The organism is Pseudomonas alkylphenolica (assembly GCF_004025535.1).
Lineage (GTDB): Bacteria > Pseudomonadota > Gammaproteobacteria > Pseudomonadales > Pseudomonadaceae > Aquipseudomonas > Aquipseudomonas alkylphenolica_A.
On the sequence record NZ_QJRG01000044.1, the window covers coordinates 221,895 to 239,531 of the forward strand.

Genomic DNA, 17,637 nt, shown 5'->3' on the forward strand with positions numbered 1-17,637 from the left:
GCTGGTCTCACGTCGGTCTTGGGTGCTGCGGCATGGTCAAAACGTTGTCGGGGCTGGTGCTCAGCCTAGTGCTCAGCAGTGCCTGCGCCCTTGGCCAGGAGACCTGGCCAGTGCCGGAGTGGTCAGTAGCGCCAGCGGCCAACAGCGCTGACTGGCGCGATGTTCAGGCCTATGCCTTCGCCAGGCGCGATGAACATCAGCGTGACGGAGTGCGGACCGATGCGCTGCTGGTTATCAAGGACGGGCGGATTGTCTATGAACACTACGCCGCACCTACCACCCGGCATACTCCCCACCTGACCTGGTCGATCAGCAAGAGTGTGCTGGCTACATTGCTGGGGGTGGCGTGCAGAGAAGGCCGCTTTGCGCTGGATGATCCGGTCGCGCGTTTTTACCCGCCCATGCAGGCCCATCCCGAAGTGCGTATCGAGGATTTGCTGCATTGGGCCAGCGGTCTAGAGTGGCAGGAGGATTACGAATACGCACCGCTGCATTCCTCGGTGGTCGCCATGCTCTACACCCGGGGACACGCGGATATGGCCGCTTATACCGCTGCGCGGCCTGCAGCGGTCGCACCGGGGCAGCGTTTTCTCTATTCCAGTGGCGACAGCAATCTGCTGGCGGCGGCCTTGCGCAGCATGGTGGGAGCCGAGCGCTATGGGCAGTACCCCTGGGATGCGTTATTCACCCCACTTGGCATTACCTCGGCGGTGTGGGAGCGCGATGCCAGCGGCACGTTAGTTGGCTCCTCCTACCTGTACATGAGTGCCCGCGATCTGGCGCGAATCGGCTTGTTGATGCTGCGCGAGGGGCGCTGGCAATCGCAGCAGGTGCTGGCAAAAGATTGGGTTGCGTTCAACCGCACCCTCTTTGCCAAGGCGGTTGCGCAACCGGGGGAAGCTAATCCCGGCGGTCAGTGGTGGCTCAATCAGCCATTGCCTGGGGCAGGGCGGCCCTGGCCAAGCGCGCCGGCCGAAACCTTTGCTGCCTTGGGCCATTGGGGCCAGGCACTCTATGTACTGCCCAGTGAGAATGTGGTGATCGTGCGCTTTGCCGACGATCGCGATAGGCGCTTTGAGCATGACGAACTGCTCAGGCGCGTGCTGGCCGCACAGGCCGGGAGGCAGCCATGAAGCGTGTGTTACTGCTGCTGTTGCTACTGGCGGGGGGCTGGGTGTGGTACGAGCGTCAGGCGCTGGCGGACTTTACCGCTATCCTCAGTGCTTACTCGGCCAAGGAATACTGTTCCTGCCGTTTCGTGATGGGCTTCGATGCCGCTTACTGCCAGGCCTATGTGCGTCAATACCTGCCGCTGAGTGGACTTGAAGAACACACGCAAACCCGAGAGGTCACGGCTAGGGGATTGGGTGTCGAGCGCCACGCCCGCTGGCACAGCGAGCATGCGGGCTGCGGCTTGCTGCCGTGAAGGCAGCCGGGTAAGGTTGACGGCCTCTGTGTTTCAGGATTTCTCATGTTCTCTGTGTCCCGTCTTTTACTGGCCCTGCTCGCCCTGCTGAGCTTCTCGGCCCACGCCAACTGGCACCTCGATGGCGAATCGTCGCGCCTGTCGTTTGTCACCAGCAAAAATGGCGATACCGCCGAAGTCCATCGTTTCCTCGTGCTGCACGGCAAGGTCGACCGCAAAGGCGCGGCCCAGCTGCAGATCGAGATGGACTCCAACAGCAGCGGCGTACCACTGCGTGATGAACGCATGCGCCAGTCGTTGTTCGAGTTTGCCCGCTTCCCGGAGGCTAAAGTCAGTGCCCAGATAGACCTGCGGCCGATCAACGACCTGGCCAACGGTGCCCAGGTCGAGCTGCGCTTGCCGCTGACCGTTGAACTGCATGGCAAGGAGCACAGCTACAACGCCCTGCTGCTGGCCACGCGCCTGGATGAGCGGCGCTTTCAAGTCGTGACCCTGGAGCCGTTGATGCTGCGCGCTGAAGACTTTGACCTGGCTCCGGGCCTGGAGACGTTGCGCAAACTGGCCGGGCTTAAATCCATCAGTCCGTCGGTGCCAGTGGCCGCGGTACTGATCTTCACAGCGCGCTGATATGGCCGGACCGGTTTTCCCCTGGCGAGAGAACAACCGGTTCGAGTTATTGATCGACGGTCCTGTTTTTTTCCCGCGCATGCTCGCCGCTATCGAAGGGGCGCAGCAGCAGGTGGATCTGGAACTGTACCTGGTGGAGGCTGGCGCCTGCGCCGAAGCCATGGTGCAGGCGCTGGTACTGGCTGCCGAACGCGGCCTGCAGGTGCGTTGCCTGTTCGATGACTATGGCGCCCTGGCGTTCACCTTGAGCCTGCGTCAACGTTTGCTGTCGGCGGGTGTCGAGCTGCGCTGGTATAACCGCCTGCGCTGGCGCCGGGGCTTTCGTAACCTGTACCGCGATCACCGCAAATTGCTCGTGGTTGATCAAAGCTGGGCGGTAGTAGGTGGCACGGGCGTGACGGACCAGTTCTGGATGCCAGGTGAAGCCGTCAGTGAGTGGCACGAGGTGATGGTGCAGATGCAGGGGCCTTTGGTGGCCGACTGGCAGATGCTCTTCGACCGCCAATGGCGCGCCAACCTGCGGCGTACCGCCTGGCGGCCGCCTACACACTTTGGTTTGACGCACCTGCCACATGTGCCGGACAGCGGCCGGGGCATGGGCCGGGTGGCCTATGCCGATGCCCGCCAGCACCGGGACATCCTGCAATCGCTGGTGCGTGCCTTGAACAGCGGCCAGCGCCGCATCTGGCTGGCCACACCCTATTTTTTGCCGACCTGGAAAGTTCGCCGCTCGCTACGGCGCGCCGCTGCGCACGGTATCGACGTGCGTCTGCTGTTGACTGGCCCGCGAACCGATCACCCGTCAGTGCGCTATGCCGGGCATCGCTACTACCCGCGCTTGCTGCGCGCTGGGGTGAAAATATTTGAATACCAGCCGTGCTTCCTGCACCTGAAAATGGTGCTGGTGGACGACTGGGTGAGCATTGGTTCGTGCAACTTCGACCATTGGAACCTGCGCTTCAATCTCGAGGCCAATGTCGAAGCCTTCGACCCGCCACTGACCGCTGCCGTGGCCGCCAGCTTCGAGCGCGATTTTGCCCAGAGCCTGTGCATCGACCTTGCCCACTGGCATGCGCGGCCACTGTGGAAGCGTGTGCAGCAACGCGTATGGGGCTGGCTCGACCGGCTGGTGGTCAACCTGCTTGACCGTCGCGGCTAGCCCTGGCGACAGGACGGTCTATGGTGTCTTGTACCTTTCTGACGCACATGAGGGAGTTGCTGAGATGGCTGCGAAGAAGATTCTGATGGTGGTGGGCGACTACGTTGAAGACTACGAGGTAATGGTGCCGTTCCAGGCCCTGCAGATGGTTGGCCATCAGGTACACGCCGTGTGCCCGGGCAAAGGCGCCGGGCAATCGGTGCGCACGGCGATCCATGACTTCGAGGGTGACCAGACCTATAGCGAAAAGCCCGGGCACAACTTTGCCCTGAACTTCGACTTTGCCCAGGTCAAGGCTGACGACTATGACGCGCTGGTGATACCAGGTGGGCGGTCGCCGGAGTACTTGCGTCTGAACGAGCAGGTGCTGGCATTGGTCAAGGCTATGGATCAGGCCGGTAAACCCATTGCCGCAGTGTGCCATGGTGCCCAGTTGCTGGCGGCCGCCGGCGTGCTGGAAGGCCGTGAATGCAGTGCGTATCCGGCGTGTGCGCCAGAAGTACGCCTGGCGGGCGGGCAGTTCGTCGATATCGCCGTGGACAAGGCCCATGTACAGGGCAACCTGGCCACCGCTCCGGCCTGGCCAGCGCACCCGGCGTGGTTGGCGGGGTTCCTGCAGTTGCTGGGCACGCGCATTACCCTGTGACGCTGTAGCAGGCAAAAAAAAGCGGCAGGGGAATGATCCCTTGCCGCTTTTTTATCAGCAAACCCTGAGGTTTACTTCACTTCGACCGCCAGGCTTTCAGCGATCTTGCTCTGCCACAGGGCGGGACCGGTGATGTGCACCGACTCACCGTTGCTGTCGACGGCGACAGTGACCGGCATGTCCTTGACCTCGAACTCGTAGATCGCTTCCATGCCCAGTTCGGCAAAGGCCAGGACCTTGGACTTCTTGATCGCCTGGGCCACCAGGTAGGCAGCGCCACCCACAGCCATCAGGTACACGGCCTTGTTGTCCTTGATCGCTTCGATCGCGGTCGGGCCACGCTCGGACTTGCCGATCATGCCCAACAGGCCGGTTTGCTCAAGGATCTGACGGGTGAACTTGTCCATCCGCGTTGCGGTGGTCGGGCCGGCCGGGCCAACCACTTCTTCGCGCACCGGATCAACCGGGCCGACGTAGTAGATGAAGCGGCCCTTGAGGTCGACCGGCAGCTCTTCGCCACGGTTGAGCATTTCGACCATGCGCTTGTGCGCAGCGTCGCGACCGGTGAGCATCTTGCCGTTGAGCAGGATGGTTTCGCCCGGCTTCCAGCTTTGCACGTCTTCCGGGGTCAGGGTGTCGAGGTCGACACGGCGGGCCGATGGACCGGCTTCCCAGACGATTTCCGGGTAGGCGTCCAGCGACGGCGCTTCGAGGTCGGCAGGGCCGGAACCGTCGAGCACGAAGTGGGCGTGACGGGTAGCGGCGCAGTTGGGGATCATGCAGACCGGCAGGGACGCTGCGTGGGTCGGGTAGTCCATGATCTTGACGTCGAGCACGGTGGTCAGACCGCCCAGGCCCTGGGCACCGATGCCCAGCTGGTTGACCTTCTCGAACAGCTCCAGGCGGATCTCTTCGATACGGTTCTGCGGTCCGCGGGCCTTGAGCTCGTGAATGTCGATCGATTCCATCAACACTTCTTTGGCCATGACCGCGGCTTTTTCAGCGGTGCCGCCGATACCGATGCCGAGCATGCCAGGCGGGCACCAGCCAGCGCCCATGGTCGGAACGGTTTTCAGCACCCAGTCAACGATCGAGTCGGACGGGTTGAGCATGGCCATTTTCGACTTGTTCTCGGAACCGCCGCCTTTGGCCGCCACATCCACTTCCACGGTGTTACCCGGAACGATGGAGTAGTGGATGACCGCCGGGGTGTTGTCCTTGGTGTTTTTGCGAGCACCAGCCGGGTCGGCCAGGATCGAGGCACGCAGGACGTTTTCCGGCAGGTTGTAGGCGCGACGCACGCCTTCGTTGATCATGTCGTCCAGGCTCATGGTGGCGCCATCCCAGCGCACATCCATACCGACGCGCACGAACACGGTGACGATACCGGTGTCCTGGCAGATCGGGCGATGGCCGGTGGCGCACATGCGCGAGTTGATCAGGATCTGGGCGATGGAGTCCCGTGCAGCGGGCGACTCTTCACGCAGATAGGCCTCATGCATGGCCTGGATGAAGTCAACGGGGTGGTAGTACGAAATGAACTGCAGGGCGTCGGCAACGCTCTGAATCAGGTCGTCTTGCTTGATCACGGTCATGCAGCGCGCTCCTCTTAAAGACGGGAACATTCAATAAGGTATTCCGACGCGGACAGGCCGAGGTGTCGAAACGACCTTTCACGGCGCACCGGCGGCTGGGCCTGCGGCGCAAAAAGGCGCGGCAGTATAGCGTGCATCGCACTTTGGTACACGTATCAGTGGTCTGACGAAGGTCTGCCCTGGTCAGGCATTGCTTTTGCGTGGCAAGGTGCTCGATACAGGCTGCAAAGTGGCAATTATTCTTCACACGCCATAAAGTGGCGGTTTGCCATGCCCTTTCTTCTCTGCACGGGCCCGCAGCACGGTGATTCCCCTGTGACTGAAACAGCGCTGCAGCAGCTACTCCTCAAACGTTTTCTTCTGGCCGCCGGTACCTACCTGCTGGTGCTGGGCCTGGGGTGGACGGCGTTTATCAGCGGACACTTCCAGGCTCCGGCCGGTGTGCTGCTCACGGGCGCTGGCCTGGCGCTGCTCTGCCAACTGCTGCTGGGCTGGGTGTTTGTCAGTGGGCGCAACCTGCGCTTCGCCGACCCCAGCCTGAGCGAGTTTCAGGTGTTGCTTGCCCTGGCCTGGCAGACCTGGTTGCTCAGTCACCTGGACCAGGCTCGGGGCACCTTTCTGGTGGTGTATCCCCTTATCCTCATGTTCGGCCTGTTCCACCTCAGCGGGCCGGTGTTCCTGCGCTGCGCGGTGCTGATCTTCGCCAGCTTTGTCGGGCTGTGCGTCTGGGAGGCGTACAAGGGCGAGTGGCTGGATGGGCCGTTGGTCGCCCTGCAAGCGACAACCTTGCTGGTCGTGCTCTGCTGGTTGTGCCTGTATGCCCGCTACGTGCAGGGCTCGCGCCAGCGCATGCGCAAACAGCGCTATGCCTTGCAGACCCACCAGGACACCTTGCGGGCGATGATGAGCCAACTGGAAGAACTGGTGGCAACCGATGAACTGACCGGACTGTTCAATCGACGCCACTTTCTCAACCTCGCGGGGCAGGCGGTAGATGTGATGCACAGCGGTTCCCGCCATGGCCTGGCGCTGATCGACCTGGACCATTTCAAGCGCATCAATGATGTCTACGGTCATGCCGCGGGCGACCAGGTGCTGCAGACATTCGCCCGTGTGGCCAGCAGTTGCCTGCGCAACACCGACGTACTGGCGCGTTATGGCGGGGAGGAGTTCGTCTTGCTCATGCCCGACTGCACCGAGGCGCAACTCGCAGCGTGTTGCGAGCGCGTGCGCCATGCCTTCTCACTGAGCCAGCCGCCAGCGGTGGGCCTGCGTGTGGACGCGTTGAGCCTGTCGGTCGGCATGACCCTGCTCGGCGCTGGCGACGACCTGGATGACGCCTTGCACCGCGCCGATCAGGCGCTGTATTGCGCCAAGCGCAGCGGTCGCAACCGTTGCCTGGGCGCCTGGGAGACCATCGATGCCTGATATCCGGGTGGGCGAGCGCTGCTGGTCGGTAGCGGCCGGCAGCAATTTGCTGGATGCCTTGAACGAGGCTGGCCTGACCGTACCTTACAGTTGCCGGGCGGGGAGTTGCCATGCCTGCATGGTCCGGTGCCTGGACGGCCAGTTGCAGGACGCCCGGCCAGAGGCGCTGGAATCTGCCAGACGCCAGCAGGGCTGGCGCTTGTCCTGCCAGTGTCGGGTTGAAAGCGATGTGCAGGTAGCGCTGTTCGACCCGATGCAGGATGGCGCGGGGGCAAGCGTGGTTGGTGTTGACTGGCTGAGCCAGACGGTGCTTCGCCTGCGTCTGGAGCCTGAGCGGTTGCTGCGGTACCAGGCGGGTCAGCATCTGGTGCTGTGGAGTGTGAACGGTGTAGCCCGGCCTTATTCGCTGGCGAGCGTCCCCGGTGAGGATCGCTGCCTGGAGTTTCACCTCGATTGCCGCCAGCCAGGGGCCTTTTGCGAGGCTGCGCGCCAGTTGCGAGTCGGTGACATGCTGCGTTTGGGTGAGCTGCGCGGGGGCGCCCTGCACTACGATGCCGACTGGCAGGAACGTCCGCTCTGGTTGCTGGCGGCAGGCACCGGGCTGGCGCCCTTGTGGGGCATTTTGCGTGAGGCGTTGCGCCAGGAGCACCACGGTCCGATTCGTCTGCTGCACCTGGCCCATGACGACACCGAGCACTACCTGGCGAAGGCGCTGATGACACTGGCTGAGGGCCACCCGCAATTGCAGGTTGAGCTGTTGACGCCGCAGACGCTGCCACAAAGCCTTGCTGCATTGCGCTTGCAGGCCCGCCAGACGATTACCCTGGCCTGTGGATCACCCGCCAGTGTCGAGCAGTTTTCCCGGCGCATGTTCCTCGCTGGTTTACCGCGCAATCAGCTGTTTGCCGATACTTTCGTCGGCCACGCATAAAAAAACCGCAGCACAGGCTGCGGTTTTTTCATTACGGGGTGTAATCAGACCAGCGAATCACCGACATGCAGGATCTTCATGCCGTTGGTGCCACCCACGTTGTGGTAGCTGTCGCCCTTGGTCAGGATCACCCAGTCACCGGGTTCGACCAGGCCGCGCTTGAGCAACTCGTCGACCGCCGCCTGGCTGACTTTTTCCGCCGGCAAGGCAGCCGGGTCAAAGGCAATCGGGTAGACGCCGCGGAACATCGAGGCGCGAGCCTGGGTGGCGCGGTGCGGAGACAGGGCGAAGATCGGTACCGAGGAACGCAGGCGCGACATGATCAGCGGGGTGTAGCCACTTTCGGTGAGGGCGATGATCGCCTTGACGCCCGGGAAGTGGTTGGCGGTGTACATGGCCGCCAGGGCGATGCTTTCGTCGCAGCGCTCGAAGGTGGTGTGCAGGCGATGGCTGGACTTCTGGCTGGTCGGGTGCTTTTCAGCGCCCTGGCAGATGCGCGCCATGGCCTGGACCGCTTCGATCGGGTAGGCACCCGCAGCGCTCTCGGCCGACAGCATGACCGCGTCGGTGTTGTCGAGCACGGCGTTGGCCACGTCGGACACTTCAGCGCGGGTCGGCATCGGATTCTGGATCATCGACTCCATCATCTGCGTGGCGACGATCACGGCCTTGTTGTTGCGACGGGCGTGCTGGATGATCTTTTTCTGGATCGCGATCAGCTCGGCATCACCGATTTCCACGCCCAGGTCACCACGCGCAACCATCACCGCGTCACTGGCAGCGATCAGGCCATCGAGGGTTTCGTCGTCGGCAACAGCTTCGGCGCGCTCGATCTTGGCCACCAGCCAGGCGCTGCCGCCGGCTTCGTCGCGCAGGCGACGGGCGTATTCCATGTCGCTGGCGTCACGCGGGAAGGATACGGCCAGGTAGTCCAGGTCCATCTCGGCAGCCAGCTTGATGTCGGCCTTGTCTTTTTCGGTCAGGGCCGGAGCGGTCAGGCCGCCACCTTTGCGGTTGATGCCTTTGTGGTCGGACAGCGGGCCGCCGATCAGTACCGAGCAGTGCAGGGCATCGCTGGTGGCGGTTTCCACGCGCATGACCACACGGCCGTCGTCGAGCAGCAGCTCGTCACCGACGCCGCAGTCCTTGACCAGGTCCGGATAGTCGATGCCGACGATATCCTGGTTGCCATCGGTCAGCGGGTGAGCGGTGGAGAACGTGAAGCGATCACCGACTTTCAGTTCGATGCGCTTGTTGGTGAATTTGGCGATACGAATCTTCGGGCCTTGCAGGTCGCCGAGCAGGGCTACGTGGCGACCCAGGCGTGCAGCGATGTCGCGGATCAGGCGAGCGCGGGCCTTGTGCTCATCGGGCGTGCCGTGGGAGAAGTTCAGGCGAGCGACATCCAGGCCGGCAAGAATCAGTTGTTCGATAACTTCCGGCGAGTTGCTGGCTGGGCCAAGGGTGGCGACGATTTTGGTACGGCGGATGGTCATGCACAGACTCCTATAGTGAAGCGCAGCGAAAGGCTACTCTGGAAATTCGCTGTAGTCATTGTTCCTTTGCACTACCTTGCCCGTCGGGCGGGTGGCGTTTGAACGGGGCGAGGTGCCGTCTACAGATTTCCCGGGCAATGCCGATAAACTGCTCAATACAGGAGATACCCCCATGCGAGCCTTGATCGTTCTAGCCCTGGCGACCAGTGTCGTCGGCTGCACCCGCTGGTCGATGGACCACCATTTGAACAATGCCTACCGCGCCTACGATCGCGGTGACTGCGAGAAGGTCATGCTCGAGCTGTCGCAGGTCGACCGCACCAGCCGTGCCCGGCCGTTTGTGCATCCTGAAGTGTCGATGCTGCGGGGGCAGTGCCTGGAGCGTCAGAAGCTCTACGTCGATGCCGCGCAGACCTACCAGTACCTCATCGCACAATACCCGCAGAACGAGTACGCCTACCGTGCCCGTGCCCGCCTGCAGACCCTCGAACAGCTCGGACACCTGCGCGGCGAAGCGGCCCTGGCCCGGCCCAGCAGCACCACGCCTTGGCGTTAATACTAAAGTGTTCGCGTGCGATTGTGACGCCGGGGTCAGGTTGGGCTAATCTTATTGCTGTAACACAGGCGACAATGCAGCACTAGCGCGGCCCTGCTAAAGGGTCTCCGACAGCGATCCCGATCATGCTTAACGAGCGTCACATCGAGCGTCATCAGCTCCCTTACTTCCTCAAAGTCTTCAACCGCTATACCGATCAGCCCATTGGCTACCTGGGTAACGTTTCTGAAGACGGCCTGATGCTGATCAGCCAGTTGCCCATGCTGGTCGGCCCGGATTACGAGTTGCAACTGAAAGTGATCGGCCGTGGCGGCGGGGTGCACCTGATCAACCTGACCGCCAGTTGCCTGTGGTGCCACGAAGATGCGACGCCCGGTCACTATGACGCCGGGTTCATGCTGCTGCAGGCGCCGCGCGAATACAGTCAGCTGGTCAGGGCCCTGCGCAACTATTTCAGCTTCTACCCGCTGGGTGCTTCGGTCTGAAGCTGGCCGTGGCCGGCGAGTAGCCCTAGACTCTGGTCGATCTTACGTTCAGGACGACCCCGTGAGCACCAGCATTTTCTGGCACGACTACGAAACCACCGGCATCAATCCGCGCAGCGACCGGCCTTTGCAGGTCGCCGGTGTGCGCACCGACCTCGACCTCAATGAGATCGAGGCGCCGATCAACCTGTACTGCCAGCCCAGCGACGACATCCTGCCGCACCCGGCCGCGTGTCTGGTCACCGGTATCACCCCGGATCAATTGGTTCGCGACGGCCTGCGCGAAGCCGAGTTCATGACCCGCGTGCACGCAGAACTGGCCCGCCCGGGTACTTGCGGTGCCGGCTACAACAGCGTGCGGTTTGACGATGAAGTCACGCGCTACAGCCTCTACCGCAACTTCTTCGACCCCTATGCGCGCGAGTGGCAGGGCGGCAACAGCCGCTGGGACCTGATCGATGTGGTGCGCGCAGCCTATGCCTTGCGCCCGGAAGGTATGGTCTGGCCCGAGCAGGACGGGCGCGTCAGTTTGCGCCTGGAGTTGCTCACGGCGGCCAATGGCATCAGCCACGGCCAGGCCCACGAGGCGCTCAGTGATGTGCGGGCGACGATTGCCCTGGCGCGACTGATTCGAGAGAAACAGCCGAAGCTTTATGACTGGTTGTTTCAATTACGCAGCAAACAGAAAGTGCTGGATCAAATTCGCCTGTTAAAACCACTGGTGCATATTTCCGGGCGCTTCGCTGCGGCACGTAATTATCTGGGGGTGGTCCTGCCGCTTGCCTGGCACCCGCGTAACCGTAACGCCCTGATTGTCTGTGACTTGGGCATGGACCCTGAACCTTTATTACACGAAGACGGCGAGTCGTTACGCCAGCGTTTGTACACGCGACGTGAAGACATGCCTGAAGGGCAATTACCGGTGCCGTTGAAGTTGCTGCACATCAATCGCTGCCCGGTTGTTGCACCGCTGACTGTAGTGCGTGCGCAGGATCAGCAACGCTTGGGTCTGGATATGTCCTTATATCAAGCGCGGGCATCACGCCTTACACAAGATCAGGCGCTTTGGCAGCCCAAGTTGGAAAATCTCTACGCAGAGGAAGAGTTTGCCCCTTGCGAGGATCCCGAGCAGCAGTTGTATGACGGATTTATCGGTGATCGAGATCGACGTTTGTGCGAGCAAGTGCGCACTGTTGAACCTGAGCAATTAGGCCAGGGGCACTGGATGTTCGATGACGAGCGTTTACCTGAATTACTCTTTCGCTACCGCGCGCGAAATTTTATTGAAACCTTGAACGCGCAAGAGCTGCAGCGCTGGCGCCAGTTTTGCCAGCAGCGCCTGAGCAATCCGCAGATGGGCGCGCCTAACACCCTCGGGGATTTCGAGCAGGCCCTGCAGGGGTGCTGGGCGCAAGCCAGCGCGGCGCAGCGGGAGATACTCGGGCAGTGGCAAGTGCATGCTCAGGCGTTGAAGTTGCAACTGGGCCTTTAAGCACTATTTAAGCAAGCGCCGCAAACAAAAAACGCCAGCAAGCTGGCGTTTTTCATCAGTGCAACATCGGGTTGCAATGGTCGGTGATTAACCCAGCAGGGTTGCCCAACCTTCAACCACATCGCCACCCCACTTGGCTTTCCACTCTTTCAGGGTTTTGTGGTTGCCGCCTTTGGTTTCGATGACTTCACCGTTGTGCGGGTTTTTGTATTGCTTGACCTTGCGTGCGCGCTTGGTGCCGGTGGTTTTAACCGCGCCACGTGACGCTTTGCCCGATTTCGATTCCGGATCCAGCAGGGCAATGATATCGCGCAGCGACTTCTGATATTCGCCCATCAGATTGCGCAATTTGCCTTCGAATTCCAGTTCTTTCTTCAGCTTGTCGTCGTTCGACAGGTTGGCCAGGCGGGCCTGCAGTTCTTTGATAGCTTCTTCGGTAGCGCGATATTCGTTGATCAGGGACATTGAGTGATCCTTGGGAATGGGGGGAATCAGGGAGACAGTGGGGCAATAATAGTCAGAGCTTCCAGTCAAGTAAACATTAAACTGGGCAATTAACCGGTAATGGCTTAAATCGCTTTGATCGATTTGATTAAGAAAAATTTACAAACTAAGACTTGCGCATAACTGTTAATTTTCCGCAATGCGTTATGTGCTGTGGCCTCGGACTGCATTCAGACAGCGGCGTTGCCAGCGATGAACGCGTGCATTCCCTACTGCAGTTTTCCCGGGCACTCGTTAGAATGAGCGCCTTTGCGAAGTATCTGGAGTCTCATTCATGCGCACCTACCGGCTGGTGATTGCTTGCCCCGACCGCGTTGGCATCGTCGCCAAAGTCAGTAATTTCCTGGCGTCCTATAACGGCTGGATCAACGAAGCGAACCATCATTCCGATGAGCAGAGCGGTTGGTTCTTCATGCGTCACGAAATTCGCGCGAACACGCTGCCATTTGGTATCGAGGCCTTCCGTGAAGCCTTCGCGCCGATTGCCGAAGAGTTCTCCATGGTCTGGCGCATCACCGACACCGACCAGAAAAAACGAGTGGTGCTGATGGCCAGCCGTGAGTCCCACTGCCTGGCTGACTTGCTGCACCGCTGGCACGCCAAGGAGCTCGATTGCGACATTCCTTGCGTGATCTCCAACCACAATGACCTGCGCAGCATGGTCGAGTGGCATGGCATTCCGTTCTTCCACGTCCCGGTCCACCCGCAGGACAAGCAGCCAGCGTTTGCCGAAGTGTCGCGCCTGGTCAAGGAACACGGTGCCGACGTCGTGGTGCTGGCGCGCTACATGCAGATCCTGCCACCGCAACTCTGTCAGGAGTACGCTCAGCAGGTGATCAACATTCACCACAGCTTCCTGCCATCGTTTGTCGGCGCCAAGCCTTACCACCAGGCGTCGTTGCGCGGTGTGAAGCTGATTGGTGCAACCTGCCACTATGTCACCGAAGAGCTCGACGCCGGGCCGATCATCGAGCAGGACGTGGTGCGTGTCAGCCACAGCGACAGCATTGAAGACATGGTCCGTTTCGGCCGTGACGTCGAGAAGATGGTACTGGCGCGTGGCTTGCGCTATCACCTGGAAGACCGCGTGCTGGTTCATGGCAACAAGACGGTGGTCTTCAACTAACGCGCACAAGGAGGTTGAACCGTGGCCGATCCCCTCGACAAGGCAACCTCCAAAGCCCCGCCAACCCTTGGCGAAGGCTGCCTGAGCCGTTACGACCCAGAGGCGCTGGACAGCGAGGATGGCACCGAGTTTCCCGGTGCCGCCGAGCTCTGGGAGCAGTTGCACCCACCTGTTGAGCCTGATTGACTCAAACCTGCTGCTGCTGCTGCTGCTGCTGCTGCTGCTGCTGCTGCGCCAGCCAGGCCGCCTTGGTCAGTGGCGTGCGTCCTTGCTCCAACAACTGCTGCAAGGTGTCTAACCAGTAGCGGCGTGCGACGGCATGGCGCATATCCACCGGGTGGAGGCCAAGCCGTATCACCGATGCCTGCTTCAGGTGTGCGGCGTACAACTGGCAGGCGATGTTCGACAGCCCCCGCCGCCAGGCGCTGCGGGCACTCCATACCAGGCCTGGAGCAGCGACGGGAACAAAATCGGGTAACCGGTACAGGTGCTTCGAATCGCTGGTGTAGTGCAGCGGCAGGTTGCTCAATGCCTGGCGCGTACCTTCGCTCATCAACCAGGCCGGTGCGACAAAGCCGGTCAGCGGCCAGTCAAACTGTTGAAACGCCGCGATTCCGGCTCCCAGACGCTGCTGGGCAGTGGCATGGTCGAGGTCATAGAACTCGCCCTCGGTGGTGTAGAGTCGACGCATGAAGTAATCGCGGGGCGAGCGTGGTGGTGGGCCATCATCGGCATGGTAGTAACCATGCAGCACCAGCTCGTCACCACGGGCCAGGCGTCGGTCCAGCAGGCGCCGGAACTGATCTGCCCGGGCCAGCGGTGCCTGCTTGTGGAAGTTGGGTACCACCAGCCAGGTGATGGGGATGTTGCCCAGGGCGTCAACGGCGTCGACGAACCGTTGATAGTCCGGCCAGGTGGGCGGGGCAACGTCATGCAGGACCAGCAGCACGCTCTGGCCGCCGCAGATGAGAGGATCAGGCATGCGCGCGCGCCGCCAGTTCATGGCCCAGCACGGCGCGGTAATGCGCCAGCAGATCCTTGATCACGCCGTCCCAGGCATAGTGTTGCTCGACGTGTAACCGCGCCTGATGGCCAAGGCGTGCTGCGCCTTCTTCCAGTACTTCGTGCACGGCCCGGGCCATGGCATGACCGTCATTGGGCTGGCACAGGCGCCCGAAGCGCTCGTCGACGAGCTCGCAGAATGCGCCTGCGGCCACCGCTACCACGGGGGTGGCGCTGGCCATGGCCTCCAGCACTACCAAGCCGAAGGTTTCCTGATCACCCGCATGCAGCAGCATATCTGCACTGGCCAGCAGGCGCGCGACTTCGCTGACCGGGCAGAAGTGGTCGATGACCGTGACATTGGCCGGCACGTTGCTGGGCATGTGCGAGCCGACCAGTACCAGGTGGTAGTGCTTGCCCAGGCGCTGCATGCAGTCGAGCAGTACCGGCAGCTTTTTCTCGCGTGAGCCGCGGCCGGCAAACACCAGCAGATGTGTGCTGTCTGCCAGGTGCAGTTGCCTGCGCAGATCGCTGTCATAGTGCTGTGGGTGGAAGGCGGCAAGGTCCACGCCCAGGCGTTGTACATGCACATTGTCGATACCCAGCGCACGCAGCTTGTTGGCCATGACCAGGCTGGGGGCCAGCACCCGGTCAAAATTGCCATAAAGCTTGCTGACATAGGCTTCGACATTGGGAGTGAACCAGTTGCCCATGCGGTTGCTGACCAGCAACGGCAGGTCGGAATGGTAGAAACCGATCACCGGTACATCGAGCTGGCGGCTGGCATCCAGGGCTGCCCAGGCCGTCAGGTAAGGATCGGCGACTTCGATCAGGTCCGGTTGAAGGTCTTGCAGCACGGCGCACCAGGGCGCCAGGCGCAAGGGGAAGCGGTAGCCGTTGCCAAACGGCAGGGCAGGGGCTGGCACGTGGTACAGGCCGTTGGCGTGATGGGCGCTGGCGCCCGGGATCAGCAGGCTGTGGCGGACATCGGGGAGGCGTCCAAGGCGACGATGTTTGGCATCAAGATAGGTGCGTACGCCACCGCTGGCGGGGGCGTAGAACATGGTGATGTCAGCAATGTGCACGATCAGCATCCCTCCGAGATCGTCTTCAGGGTGTCTCATCAGGCATTCAATAGAAGCGGATGAGGCGCCCTTGGGTTGACCTCTATAAAGGATAGTTTGTTCGATCGCGGTGCGAGGGAGGGCAGCGGCGGGCGCCGCTGCCCGAAGGGCTCAGATACGGAAGCTGCCGACCAGCTGTTTCAGGCGGCTGGCTTGCTGCTCGAGGTCTGCGCAGGCACGCAGGGTCGATTGCAGGTTCTCGACGCCTTCCTGGTTGAGCATATTGATTTCGTTGATGTCCATGTTGATCGAGTCGACCACGGCGGTCTGCTCTTCGGTGGCGGTGGCAACCGACTGGTTCATGCCGTCGATCTCGCCGATGCGCAGGGTCACGCTGCCCAGGCGTTCACCGGCCTGGTTGGCGATTTCCACGCTGTCCTGGCTGTGGCGCTGGCTCTGGCCCATGGTGTCGACCGACTCGCGGGCACCGACTTGCAGTTCTTCGATCATGTTCTGTACCTGCTGCGCCGACTCCTGGGTGCGGTGAGCCAGGTTGCGCACTTCATCGGCGACTACCGCAAAGCCACGACCGGCTTCGCCAGCACGGGCGGCTTCGATGGCGGCGTTCAGCGCCAGCAGGTTGGTTTGCTGGGAAATGCTGGTGATCACTTCAAGGATCTGGCCGATGTTCACCGTCTTGCTGTTGAGCGTTTCGATGTGCGAGCTGGAGGTGCAGATCAGGTCAGACAGGCGGTTCATGGCGGCAATGCTGCGGTCGACCACTTGCTGGCCTTCTTCTGCCAGGTGGCGTGCCGAGCTGGCCTGTTGCGAAGCCTGGGCGGCGTTATGGGCGATTTCCTGGGCCGCTGCGCCAAGCTGGTTGATTGCAGCGGCAACACTGTTGGTGCGGTTGGACTGCTCGTCGGAGTTGACCATCGATGAGTTGGAGGCGCTGACCACTCGCAGGGCCACTTCGTTGACCTGCTCGGTGGCCGACGATACTTCGCGGATCGAGGTATGGATGCGTTCCACGAAACGGTTGAAGGCCTTGCCCAGGGTGCCGAACTCGTCCTGGCTATGGATGCTCAGGCGTTTGGTCAGATCGCCTTCACCTTCGGCAATGTCTTCCATGGCGCGGGTCATGGTGTGCAGCGGTTGCAGCAACACGCGGATCAACAGGCCAAGCAGGGCGATGATGATCACCACGGCTACCAGGGTTGCAATCACTGCCGAGGTACGGAACTTGCTGAGCATCGAGTAGGCTTTGTCCTTGTCGATGGACAGACCGATGTACCAGTTGGCCGAAGGCAGGCCTTTGACCGGGGCGAAGGTCAGCAGCCGGGTTACGCCGTTGAGTTCTATTTCGCTGAGTTGTTTGCTCAGGCGCGGGGTGTTCTGTGGGAACAGGTCCGAGAGCGACTTCATCACCAGGTTCTTGTCCGGGTGAACGAGGATTTTGCCCTGGTCATTGACCAGGAACGCATAGCCCATGCCGCCGAAGTTCAGCGAGTTGATGATCTCGCTCAAACCGTCCAGAGCCAGGTCACCGCCCACCACACCGACGTTGCGTGCGGCAGTGGCCACTACCGAAATCACCATCTTGCCGGTGCTGACATCAATATAGGGTTCGGTCAGGATCGGGCCGTTGGCGGCCATGCCGTCTTTGTACCAGGGGCGCACGCGCGGGTCATAGCCATCAGGCATCTTCATCTGCGGGCGAATGGTAAAGCCGCCGTTGACATCACCCAGGTAAACCGTCAGGAAACTTGATACCAGTGCTTGTTGGCCAAGCAATGTGCCAGGGTTATCGGCACCCGGGAACGCGGCAATATTCTGCGCCACGTTTTGCACCAGTTGGATGCGGCCATCAAACAGGTTTTTGATATTGGTGGAGGTGCTATCGCCCATCTCGGCGAGATAACTTTCCAGATCTTCGCGAATGGCATTACGCTGCAGGAAGTCGTTGTATAACGTAAAGAGTGTGAAGGCGATCATGACGATCAAGGAAGCGGCCAGAAGGATCTTGTGGCTGAATCGGAGGCTTTTGTTCATAACGTGTCGGTCCGCTAAGGTTTTGTTATCCGGGTCGTTCGCACAAAG

18 protein-coding genes and 1 pseudogene are annotated in these 17,637 nt (G+C 61.3%); 12 read left to right on the forward strand and 7 right to left on the reverse strand.

The features are described from left to right. Window positions 1–32: 32 nt before the first annotated feature. The 5 genes from DM813_RS13800 (at window position 33) to DM813_RS13820 (ending at window position 3,858) form a co-directional block, all read left to right on the forward strand. Window positions 33–1,133, forward strand: a complete 1,101-nt coding sequence (locus tag DM813_RS13800) for a serine hydrolase domain-containing protein (protein WP_128323950.1) — start codon at window positions 33–35, stop codon at window positions 1,131–1,133. Beyond that, window positions 1,130–1,426 (forward strand): amidase, encoded by a 297-nt coding sequence (locus DM813_RS13805; RefSeq protein WP_128323951.1) that lies wholly within the window; start codon window positions 1,130–1,132, stop codon window positions 1,424–1,426. The genes DM813_RS13800 and DM813_RS13805 overlap by 4 nt, the downstream gene beginning before the upstream one ends. Window positions 1,427–1,471: 45 nt before the next feature. Beyond that, the gene (locus DM813_RS13810) at window positions 1,472–2,053 is read left to right on the forward strand and encodes a YceI family protein (RefSeq protein ID WP_128323952.1); all 582 of its coding nucleotides are present in this window, start codon (window positions 1,472–1,474) and stop codon (window positions 2,051–2,053) included. Window position 2,054: 1 nt separating this feature from the next. Then, the gene (locus tag DM813_RS13815) at window positions 2,055–3,212 is read left to right on the forward strand and encodes a phospholipase D-like domain-containing protein (protein WP_128323953.1); all 1,158 of its coding nucleotides are present in this window, start codon (window positions 2,055–2,057) and stop codon (window positions 3,210–3,212) included. Between the two features lie 64 nt (window positions 3,213–3,276). Beyond that, window positions 3,277–3,858 (forward strand): DJ-1/PfpI family protein, encoded by a 582-nt coding sequence (locus DM813_RS13820; protein WP_128323954.1) that lies wholly within the window; start codon window positions 3,277–3,279, stop codon window positions 3,856–3,858. A gap of 71 nt (window positions 3,859–3,929) precedes the next feature. On the opposite strand, the gene DM813_RS13825 is transcribed toward DM813_RS13820, so the two are convergent. Continuing rightward, the gene (locus DM813_RS13825; protein ID WP_128323955.1) at window positions 3,930–5,453 is read right to left on the reverse strand and encodes a fumarate hydratase; all 1,524 of its coding nucleotides are present in this window, start codon (window positions 5,451–5,453) and stop codon (window positions 3,930–3,932) included. A 315-nt stretch (window positions 5,454–5,768) separates the two neighbouring features. On the opposite strand from DM813_RS13825, the gene DM813_RS13830 reads away from it, so the two are divergent. After that, the gene (locus DM813_RS13830) at window positions 5,769–6,881 is read left to right on the forward strand and encodes a GGDEF domain-containing protein (RefSeq protein ID WP_128323956.1); all 1,113 of its coding nucleotides are present in this window, start codon (window positions 5,769–5,771) and stop codon (window positions 6,879–6,881) included. Continuing rightward, window positions 6,874–7,812, forward strand: coding sequence for an iron-sulfur-binding ferredoxin reductase (locus DM813_RS13835; protein WP_128323957.1), 939 nt, complete (start codon window positions 6,874–6,876; stop codon window positions 7,810–7,812). Before DM813_RS13830 ends, DM813_RS13835 begins: the two co-directional genes overlap by 8 nt. A gap of 44 nt (window positions 7,813–7,856) precedes the next feature. Here DM813_RS13835 and pyk read toward each other — a convergent pair whose 3' ends face one another. Next, the gene (gene pyk / locus DM813_RS13840) at window positions 7,857–9,308 is read right to left on the reverse strand and encodes a pyruvate kinase (protein ID WP_128323958.1); all 1,452 of its coding nucleotides are present in this window, start codon (window positions 9,306–9,308) and stop codon (window positions 7,857–7,859) included. A gap of 172 nt (window positions 9,309–9,480) precedes the next feature. Here pyk and DM813_RS13845 point away from each other — a divergent pair, with 172 nt between their 5' ends. From DM813_RS13845 to sbcB, 3 genes are all read left to right on the forward strand, one after another. Beyond that, window positions 9,481–9,864 carry a tetratricopeptide repeat protein gene (locus tag DM813_RS13845; protein WP_128323959.1) on the forward strand — a complete coding sequence of 128 codons (384 nt, stop codon included), beginning with the start codon at window positions 9,481–9,483 and terminating at the stop codon, window positions 9,862–9,864. A gap of 125 nt (window positions 9,865–9,989) precedes the next feature. Further along, window positions 9,990–10,349, forward strand: a complete 360-nt coding sequence (locus DM813_RS13850) for a PilZ domain-containing protein (RefSeq protein WP_128323960.1) — start codon at window positions 9,990–9,992, stop codon at window positions 10,347–10,349. 61 nt (window positions 10,350–10,410) lie between these two features. Next, window positions 10,411–11,841 carry an exodeoxyribonuclease I gene (sbcB, locus tag DM813_RS13855; RefSeq protein WP_128323961.1) on the forward strand — a complete coding sequence of 477 codons (1,431 nt, stop codon included), beginning with the start codon at window positions 10,411–10,413 and terminating at the stop codon, window positions 11,839–11,841. An 87-nt stretch (window positions 11,842–11,928) separates the two neighbouring features. Here sbcB and mvaT read toward each other — a convergent pair whose 3' ends face one another. Then, window positions 11,929–12,306 (reverse strand): histone-like nucleoid-structuring protein MvaT, encoded by a 378-nt coding sequence (gene mvaT, locus DM813_RS13860; protein WP_128323962.1) that lies wholly within the window; start codon window positions 12,304–12,306, stop codon window positions 11,929–11,931. Between the two features lie 313 nt (window positions 12,307–12,619). Here mvaT and purU point away from each other — a divergent pair, with 313 nt between their 5' ends. Both purU and DM813_RS28445 read left to right on the forward strand, forming a co-directional pair. Then, window positions 12,620–13,471, forward strand: a complete 852-nt coding sequence (gene purU / locus DM813_RS13865) for a formyltetrahydrofolate deformylase (protein ID WP_128323963.1) — start codon at window positions 12,620–12,622, stop codon at window positions 13,469–13,471. A gap of 21 nt (window positions 13,472–13,492) precedes the next feature. Beyond that, the gene (locus tag DM813_RS28445) at window positions 13,493–13,657 is read left to right on the forward strand and encodes a hypothetical protein (protein WP_164897248.1); all 165 of its coding nucleotides are present in this window, start codon (window positions 13,493–13,495) and stop codon (window positions 13,655–13,657) included. Between the two features lies 1 nt (window position 13,658). On the opposite strand, the gene DM813_RS13870 is transcribed toward DM813_RS28445, so the two are convergent. The 4 genes and pseudogenes from DM813_RS13870 to DM813_RS29030 all read right to left on the reverse strand — a co-directional run. Further along, window positions 13,659–14,453, reverse strand: coding sequence for a DUF2334 domain-containing protein (locus tag DM813_RS13870; RefSeq protein ID WP_128323964.1), 795 nt, complete (start codon window positions 14,451–14,453; stop codon window positions 13,659–13,661). Next, window positions 14,446–15,567, reverse strand: coding sequence for a glycosyltransferase family 4 protein (locus DM813_RS13875; protein WP_128324163.1), 1,122 nt, complete (start codon window positions 15,565–15,567; stop codon window positions 14,446–14,448). The genes DM813_RS13870 and DM813_RS13875 overlap by 8 nt, the downstream gene beginning before the upstream one ends. Window positions 15,568–15,708: 141 nt before the next feature. Next, on the reverse strand, window positions 15,709–16,473 hold the full coding sequence (locus DM813_RS29025; RefSeq protein ID WP_371261989.1) for a methyl-accepting chemotaxis protein: 765 nt from the start codon (window positions 16,471–16,473) through the stop codon (window positions 15,709–15,711). A gap of 93 nt (window positions 16,474–16,566) precedes the next feature. Next, window positions 16,567–17,589, reverse strand: a pseudogene (locus tag DM813_RS29030) (HAMP domain-containing protein); the annotation flags it as partial. Window positions 17,590–17,637: the final 48 nt, after the last annotated feature.

What these genes read in the sequence shown, in the direction of transcription:
- DM813_RS13800 (WP_128323950.1), top strand. Translation starts at nt 33, where the DNA reads ATGGTCAAAACGTTGTCGGGGCTGGTGCTCAGCCTAGTGCTCAGCAGT.
- DM813_RS13805 (WP_128323951.1), top strand. Translation starts at nt 1,130, where the DNA reads ATGAAGCGTGTGTTACTGCTGCTGTTGCTACTGGCGGGGGGCTGGGTG.
- DM813_RS13810 (WP_128323952.1), top strand. Translation starts at nt 1,472, where the DNA reads ATGTTCTCTGTGTCCCGTCTTTTACTGGCCCTGCTCGCCCTGCTGAGC.
- DM813_RS13815 (WP_128323953.1), top strand. Translation starts at nt 2,055, where the DNA reads ATGGCCGGACCGGTTTTCCCCTGGCGAGAGAACAACCGGTTCGAGTTA.
- DM813_RS13820 (WP_128323954.1), top strand. Translation starts at nt 3,277, where the DNA reads ATGGCTGCGAAGAAGATTCTGATGGTGGTGGGCGACTACGTTGAAGAC.
- DM813_RS13825 (WP_128323955.1), bottom strand. Translation starts at nt 5,453, where the DNA reads ATGACCGTGATCAAGCAAGACGACCTGATTCAGAGCGTTGCCGACGCC.
- DM813_RS13835 (WP_128323957.1), top strand. Translation starts at nt 6,874, where the DNA reads ATGCCTGATATCCGGGTGGGCGAGCGCTGCTGGTCGGTAGCGGCCGGC.
- pyk (WP_128323958.1), bottom strand. Translation starts at nt 9,308, where the DNA reads ATGACCATCCGCCGTACCAAAATCGTCGCCACCCTTGGCCCAGCCAGC.
- DM813_RS13845 (WP_128323959.1), top strand. Translation starts at nt 9,481, where the DNA reads ATGCGAGCCTTGATCGTTCTAGCCCTGGCGACCAGTGTCGTCGGCTGC.
- DM813_RS13850 (WP_128323960.1), top strand. Translation starts at nt 9,990, where the DNA reads ATGCTTAACGAGCGTCACATCGAGCGTCATCAGCTCCCTTACTTCCTC.
- mvaT (WP_128323962.1), bottom strand. Translation starts at nt 12,306, where the DNA reads ATGTCCCTGATCAACGAATATCGCGCTACCGAAGAAGCTATCAAAGAA.
- purU (WP_128323963.1), top strand. Translation starts at nt 12,620, where the DNA reads ATGCGCACCTACCGGCTGGTGATTGCTTGCCCCGACCGCGTTGGCATC.
- DM813_RS13870 (WP_128323964.1), bottom strand. Translation starts at nt 14,453, where the DNA reads ATGCCTGATCCTCTCATCTGCGGCGGCCAGAGCGTGCTGCTGGTCCTG.
- DM813_RS13875 (WP_128324163.1), bottom strand. Translation starts at nt 15,567, where the DNA reads ATGCTGATCGTGCACATTGCTGACATCACCATGTTCTACGCCCCCGCC.
- DM813_RS29025 (WP_371261989.1), bottom strand. Translation starts at nt 16,473, where the DNA reads ATGGTCAACTCCGACGAGCAGTCCAACCGCACCAACAGTGTTGCCGCT.